Here is a 5,611-nt window from a genome sequence, read left to right as displayed (position 1 = left end):
GATTTGCGACTTTTTGCTGATGGTTCTTTTTTTATAATGCTTCCTTGCATTCATATGCTTATTCTAAAGCAGGAGGATTTCATGCTGGTATTAACTTTTACGTTACTTTTTTGACGCAAAAAAGTAACTCTCATTTGGTAAGAGCTGCCTTTCGAGTGTTGCTAAAACAGGTGTTGCGATATGAGATATGCGATATGAGATTTTGTTGTGTGGCTGACGCCATGGAGGTGACAGATGGAAGGGGAGGGCTGACGTGAAAAAGGGTGGAGGGTAATGAAAAATGAATTACCAAAAGGAGGAAATGAGTTGAGGGTACCTTTGTCCAAGGGGCGTCTAAGGTCGAATCGCTTTTATCTAGCGTTAAGATATCCGAGGAAGGATTCTTTACTACTGAGCGACTTTTTGCGGCTACTTCCGTTTACCTGCTTTTATCCATGCTATTTTGTACTGTATCCACCCTATTTTTTAAAAAAGATGGGCAAAGGAGAGCTATAAGGCCCCCTTTTTACTAATTTACAGCTCAGAAAACTGATTGGGGAAAGTTTTTTGAGGCCGCCTTCACAACAGGTGGCTATTGTCGATGGGATACGTGGGGGCCACTCCGGCCAAAACTTCACCGCAGTACGCTATTATGTAACATATCTACCATAATAAATATATGCCATGGCAATTTATACGCCTATGCTTAAGCCCGATAGCTCCATCGCAATTTGCAGCAACCGTCCCCATTTTCCCATTCCCTGCCGATGGCTTGGTGCGCTCTCGGAGATTGTTTGCCTCTCCACGGCCATGATGGCGTTTTCCTCCTCGCTTTCGGAGCCGTTTCTCTTCTTGGCCGAGCCCCGCTGCGGGTTCAAGAATCTACAGGGTAGGCGGGTAACCTTATCGGAGCTACAGGGCATGGCCGAACCGACCACCCAAGGGCGCATTGCCGAGCTGCAGGCGCTGGCCAGCGCCTCGCTTGGGGGGAGGCCTACGCACGAAGTGCTCCCGCTGGCGCTGGTGGCAGAGGCTCTGCTGCCCAACGAGGAGGGTACCTACTGCCGCACCCAGCTTAAGCTGCGGCTGATCGAGAGTATCTGCGGTTGCAAGCAGCGCTACATGCTGGTGCTGCAGCAGGTGGAGTGCAAAAACCAGCAGGCTAGCCATAGCGGCGTTTACCTGGTAGACACCCGCCAGCAGCACATACTGCATGCCAGCAAAAAGGTACGGCTTACAGCCACCGAGGTAAAGCACCTGCAGTTTATAGGGCAGGGTCTTAAGCCGCAGGAGATTGCCCAGCACTGCTGCAACAGCCTTGGCACCGTGCTGAAGCATCGCGATAACATATTTACCAAGCTGGCCCTTAACACCGTCGCCGAGGTAAAGGCCTACATCCGCTTTATGGGGATTTGAGATTTGAGATGTGCGATATGCGATGTGGGATTTGAGATTTGCGAAGTGAGTAGTGCGACTCTTTTGAGGATGGTTGTTCTCTTAATAATGCTTCCCTAGCTAAGCGTTGGCTCTGCTTAGTCTTTTGTAATGTTGTGGCCTCACTGTTGATTTATGGGGTTTCTATAGATGATAGACAACTTTTCGAGAGTTGTACATATACTAGATTTTATTCTCTTATAATATGTTCTTACCATTCCTTTTTTGGCGCAAAAAAGGAATCGAAAAAACATGGCGAAAATTAACTCGCACCATCGGCTTATGGGTTCTTGATGGTTTGTGTTGCGGTGGTAGAACGATTGTCGTTTTCTCATTTGGTCACAAACTGCCTTCCGAGTGTTGCTCAAACATAGATTTTCGCCGTTGGATGTGTGGCTTCGCCACAGGTGTTGACGGATGGAAGGTTTGAGGTCTTTATATGCGGCAGTGACCGGTAAGAGTTTTTTCTATGAAAAGGGAAAATGAAAAATAAAAAGTGAAGAATGGGTCGTGCGATGTGGGATTTGAGATTTGCGAAGTGAGTAGTGCGACTCTTTTGAGGATGGTTGTTCTCTTAATAATGCTTCCCTAGCTAAGCGTTGGCTCTGCTTAGTCTTTTGTAATGTTGTGGCCTCACTGTTGATTTATGGGGCTCCTATAGATGATAGACACCTTTTCGAGAGTTGTACATATACTAGATTTTTATTCTCTTATAATATGTTCTTGCCATTCCTTTTTTGGCGCAAAAAAGGAATCGAAAAAACATGGCGAAAATTAACTCGCACCATCGGCTTATGGGTTCTTGATGGTTTGTGTTGCGGTGGTAGAACGATTGTCGTTTTCTCATTTGGTCACAAACTGCCTTCCGAGTGTTGCTCAAACATGGATTTCCGCCGTTTGATGTGTGGCTTCGCCACGGGTGTTGACGGATGGAAGGGTGGTTTTCTATTATGACAAAGCTGCCGGATGGAGTTTGTTAAATGAAAAATTAAAAGAGGAAAATGGTAGGGAGATATGAGATATGAGTATTGAGTATTGAGTAGTGCGATGTGCGATTTGAGATTTGCGAAGCGAGTAGTGCGACTCTTTTGAGGATGGTTGTTCTCTTAATAATGCTTCCCTAGCTAAGCGTTGGCTCTGCCTACGTTTTTGTAATGTTATGGCTTTTAGGTGCATTAATAGCAGGCTATAAGCCTTGCTTAACCAAGCGTAGCGAGGTAGCTACGCTTAACTGAGAAACGTTTTCTTTTTCTTAACAATGGGAATTCCTTTAGTTGTTCTGTTTCTCGATGGCATTACAAAGTTTGACAAATCATCCTTGCTTAATTCGTACGTTTTATCTAATCCAATAATTTGATAAAAGTATACCCTATCGAAAAACAAGCGCTTGCTTACATCAAAACCAATCTCTTCTGATTCCTTGAATGAGTCGTTTACTAGCAAAGTAAATCTTTTATTAATAGGATTATAAAATACTACTGTATCTATTGCTGGTGATTGTACAAAGTAAAACACTTTCGAGTTGTAATGATTGTATATCTCTTTTGGGTAACGCTTTTCCAAGTAATCTACAATCTTTTTTGCCCCAAATAGCTCTTTACACATCACCTCGTAGGAAATGGAATCAGCCCTAAGCTGCGATATCTTTTTATCCGGAACCCTAACCAAGCACGAATAAATATCCCCCTTTTGCATATTAAACTCCATAGTAGAGTGCATTAGGTAAGGATAGATGCCATAGTTTAAGTTACCAAGAGAGTCATAATTGCAATAATCGCTCAATTCAAAGATAAGGCTTACCGTGTCTTTTAGATTAGCAATGCTACTTTTTAATACAATGCACTTTGTAACTATTCGATGTGTCTCCCTTCGGTTAAAACCGTTTGGATAAGTTATCCAAGTAGAAGAATCCTTCGAACTTATAACCTGTATTTCCAGTACATCTTTAGCATGCCTGGTTCTCTCTAGTAAACCCATTTCATAACCGCTCGAAAACACATTGTAGCTTACAGAAAGAAGAATAAGAGTAAATAGGTAGTATTTCATGCTGTTATATTATTACAATACAGCCCATTTGTACATACAGTATTAACGAATGTTACTAAGAAATTTACTATCACTTGGGAAAACAGATCGTAACCTAATTGGATATTTACTTCTCACAACATATTCACTGTTGTCCATATTTTTTCCACTTTCAGTTAAATTCAATGCATATTTTTCCCTTTTTCTTTCAATTTCGCTAATAACATAATACAAGCATCTTATATAGTCGTCATAAGTATTATCCGAACTCATTTCTATGACAAAACTATAGTTTCCTTTTTCCAAAATATTGCTAATCGAATCGGAAATATACTTTGAATTAACCTTTGCACCATCAATTATAAGACTATCACCGTTTACTTTTAACAAATAAATATCATTGTCATTTTCATAACCTTTCATCTCACTATTCCTTAATCTAAGTAATATATCCTTGGGCTTTTCTAGACTTATCGGTTGAATAATTTCTTCAACACATTCATCTTCATTATTTTCTTCCACTAAACAACTAATCCATTCTGTAATACCAGGATAGTAAAAACCATTATTTTTAAAATATTCAATCTTTAATTCAGAAGAAATAGGCAATCTTAAAAGATATCCATTGTTTTCTTTGCCACTAAGCTTATAGTAGACTGTCAAAAGATTGAGTCCTTGCAATTCATTTATAATTGAATCAAGTACCGATATTTTCGTTTTTTTATTCAAATAAATAGAAACATATCCTGTGGGAATATCAACATAGCCAATGTTTTTACTTTTTATTATTGGGCAGATTGAATCCTTAATTGATTTTATTGTGTGCATCTGTTTACCATTAAGATAATAGCACGAATCATTGTAGGTAATTCTAATCAATTCCTTTTTCCCATCTAGATTTACTTCATGTGTACTTTCAATCGCTGGTAAATCCTGACCTAACGCTAGGTTACACAAAGACACAATCACTACAGTTAGTACAATTCTATAGATTTTCATTTGTCAAATTTTATGTTTTTTCTTCTCAACTCGGCGTAGTTTACATCAGCCTGTAAGGCTAGTCGAAGACTGAGTCCTTCGCTAAGTGTTGGCTCTGCCTACGCTTTTATAATGTTGTGGCTTTTAGTCGCATTAATAGCAGGCTGGAAATCTTGTTTAATCAGGTATGTCGATGATGCTACCCTTAGCAAGAATAACCTATTGCATTGTCAACCTTCGGTTTCATCGACCATCCGAAGAATTCGCTTTATGATTTGTTGCATGTCTCCATTGGTAGTCCAGCAGCCGTTCTCGATGAAAACATATTCACCACGAGCATTTTTGCCTATTTCTGGACTTTGAGGGTAATGAGCACGCCAATTGGAAATGAGCGCAATATTTTTCGCTACTTTTTTACCATTTTCCTCTGTAATATCAAAATCAACATTCGTAGTTCGTTTTCTATCATAGCTGTATTTGAAACTTTTATGAATAATGGTAGCTTGTTGTTTCATTGTATTTATCTAACTATTAAGTAGCAGTCTGTACGCCGCAATTTAATTCCTTGTTCGCTGTAGTCTACATCAGCGCATAAGGTTAGTCGAAGTTTTGCTCCGCTTCGTTCTGATTGTAGCTTGCCTCTGCAAAATTGCGGTTTACAAACCGCAATTAAAAATAATAAAATTAAAGTGCAGCCGTTGTTATGGCTGCACTTTAGTATGATTCTACTCGTTTTGCCGTTCAATTGCGGTCTTAGCTGCTTCCTATATTTGACATAGTAACAGATTATGTTGAGGCTCGTGCGTTTGTTTAGTCTACTTTAGTAGAGGTTATTCGAATAGAAAATCTTATGCTTTTATTAAACGGCGCTTAGTGAAACTTATTGTCAATTCATATACAGTTTTAATCACGTCTTGTTTTATTGCACTGTAACATTAAAACTACTTGACCAAGTATTACTATTTTCGTCAGTAATGCTAATGTTAATTGGAATAATTGTATTCGCAGGCGTTGAATTTGAAACCGTAAATTTGATAGTGTAATAATAAAGATAAAATTCAGAAGTACTCGAACTCCCAACATAATCAGCCCACTTTGTACCACTAGCAGGAATATCTGCGTAATTGACTTGTGAAGTTGGTGTAAAGCCTGAGACATACCCACTCGTTGTTGAGAATGTAGCTTTAACACCATT

Annotated in this window: 5 protein-coding genes; 1 reads left to right on the top strand and 4 read right to left on the bottom strand. The window is 39.6% G+C overall.

Annotation, left to right across the window (positions count from 1 at the left end; translation table 11 throughout):
• The first annotated feature begins 663 nt into the window (after positions 1-663).
• Positions 664-1,395 (top strand): LuxR C-terminal-related transcriptional regulator, encoded by a 732-nt coding sequence (locus tag L990_RS15700; RefSeq protein WP_047451346.1) that lies wholly within the window; start codon positions 664-666, stop codon positions 1,393-1,395.
• A 1,245-nt stretch (positions 1,396-2,640) separates the two neighbouring features.
• Here L990_RS15700 and L990_RS15695 read toward each other — a convergent pair.
• The 4 genes from L990_RS15695 to L990_RS20435 form a co-directional block, all read right to left on the bottom strand.
• Positions 2,641-3,459 (bottom strand): hypothetical protein, encoded by an 819-nt coding sequence (locus tag L990_RS15695; RefSeq protein ID WP_047451343.1) that lies wholly within the window; start codon positions 3,457-3,459, stop codon positions 2,641-2,643.
• 42 nt (positions 3,460-3,501) lie between these two features.
• The gene (locus L990_RS15690) at positions 3,502-4,437 is read right to left on the bottom strand and encodes a hypothetical protein (protein ID WP_047451341.1); all 936 of its coding nucleotides are present in this window, start codon (positions 4,435-4,437) and stop codon (positions 3,502-3,504) included.
• A 209-nt stretch (positions 4,438-4,646) separates the two neighbouring features.
• A complete protein-coding gene (locus L990_RS15685) occupies positions 4,647-4,931 on the bottom strand; it encodes a hypothetical protein (RefSeq protein WP_047451338.1) in 285 nt (94 codons plus the stop codon).
• A 404-nt stretch (positions 4,932-5,335) separates the two neighbouring features.
• Positions 5,336-5,611: hypothetical protein (locus tag L990_RS20435; RefSeq protein ID WP_231562292.1), on the bottom strand; the 276-nt coding region annotated here is incomplete at its 5' end.

It is taken from the genome of Alistipes sp. ZOR0009 (genome assembly GCF_000798815.1).
Taxonomy (GTDB): domain Bacteria; phylum Bacteroidota; class Bacteroidia; order Bacteroidales; family ZOR0009; genus Acetobacteroides.
This window is presented reverse-complemented; position numbering and strand designations above follow the sequence as displayed.